The organism is Paenibacillus sp. N3.4, assembly GCF_008017805.1.
GTDB lineage: Bacteria > Bacillota > Bacilli > Paenibacillales > NBRC-103111 > Paenibacillus_E.
The window spans coordinates 1-1,564 of sequence record NZ_VRTT01000192.1 but is presented as its reverse complement, the minus strand read 5'-3'; the positions used below and the strand labels follow the sequence as shown (position 1 = coordinate 1,564).

The following is a 1,564-nucleotide window of genomic DNA, read 5'->3' as shown; positions in this document are numbered from 1 at the left end:
TTGTGTCGGGGAATTGAGACGGCATATCTCCTTAAATGATGTTTGCAACACTCAAGTCAGCATATTAAAAGGCGGGATAGCTCCCGCCTTAATATGTGTAGGTTTTGTTCCCTTAATCCCATGATTCTTTTTCATTTCAATGCTTTTGATTACATCATTTGATCAGGCTTGCCGAATCCCAAGTAAATTTCCTTAACCGCCAACCTAACTTTCCTGTTATCATAATATCTAACCCCAACTGGCGCGTCCAAACCATCCCCTGCCCAGGACCTAAACCAAAGCAGAAAAAGTCAATAAACCCCTTATGCACCGGCGCTGGTTTCCCAGCCATTTCCGCCAACAAGATCTTTCCAAGCCTTGCCGCTTGAGCCGTTGCTTCCTTACAAGTCTTTCCATCCACCTGTCCGCTAACAGGATCTATGATTTGTGCACAGTCACCGATACTATATACACTTTGAACCCCTTGAACTCGATAGCTTGCATCTACGATTACATATCCATCCGGGTTGACAGGCAACCCGATGCTTCCCAGCATGGGATTGGGCTGCAGTCCCAGCGACCAAATACATAGACCGACATTCATCTTATCGCCCCTGGATAAGGATATCATTCCCTCTTTCTCCTGTAGAACCTTAGTCTCATGTGTAATAGTTACTCCGCCTGCGACAAGGGATCGTTCCAATTTTAACCCTACCTTGGCTGGTCCTTCGGGAAAAAGCCTCTTGTTCGCGTTAAATAGATGTATGTTCACGGCACCAGGGTCAAGTCCCAATCGTTCCGCATCTTCACGCACGAAATGAGCCAATTCAGCAGATGTCTCAATCCCGCTTATCCCTGCTCCGGCAATGGCAATTGTCATTAATCTCTGACGTTCGTCCGCGTTTGTTTCTTTGGCGGCTTTCTTTAAATTCGTTTGCCACGTCTCACGTATTTTCCAAGCCATGTCCAGATTTGCCAATGCCATCCCTCCAAGACTAGGAGCTGGCTGCCGCACGACGCTGCCCACCGCCACTACGAGAATATCATAATTTATCGAAGTCTCTTTTCCTTCGGCATCTTGATAAAGCAGCCTTTTCTCTCCTGATTCGATTCTCGTTACGTTTGCTTGAACATATTCAACCCCCTCGGGAAACAACCTTGTTAAAGGCACTGTAATCTCTACGTTTCCGGCTGCGGGCTTAAAAAGCAATACTTTCCGAAAGTGATAGGTGTTTTTATCCAATATAAGAAGCCGAAGCTTTCTCTTGGCAGCCACATCCGTATATGTTTTTCGAATTGCTTTAACAGCATTAATACCCGCATAACCTCCACCAATAACGACGCATGTCAATTCCTGCACAATAACCACTCCTTATTCTTTTGCCAATGTAACGAGATAAGGAGGTATTTTGTGACAATACCTTGTAAGAATCTGAGGCTGGAAAAATAAATACCCCAACCTAGAAGAAGGTCGGGGTATTAACATATACAGCATTTTCTTAATTTAGGCGAAGCTTTCTGGCAATTCGGGCAGCGCTATTCCAGCTATTATAAGCTGATGTTCGGAGGAGCCTTTGCAAATTTC

The 1,564-nt window shown here is 45.1% G+C and carries 1 protein-coding gene; it reads right to left on the bottom strand.

Going from position 1 to position 1,564, the window contains the following annotated elements:
• Positions 1-154: 154 nt before the first annotated feature.
• Positions 155-1,339 carry an NAD(P)/FAD-dependent oxidoreductase gene (locus FU659_RS34875; RefSeq protein ID WP_147951726.1) on the bottom strand — a complete coding sequence of 395 codons (1,185 nt, stop codon included), beginning with the start codon at positions 1,337-1,339 and terminating at the stop codon, positions 155-157.
• Positions 1,340-1,564: the final 225 nt, after the last annotated feature.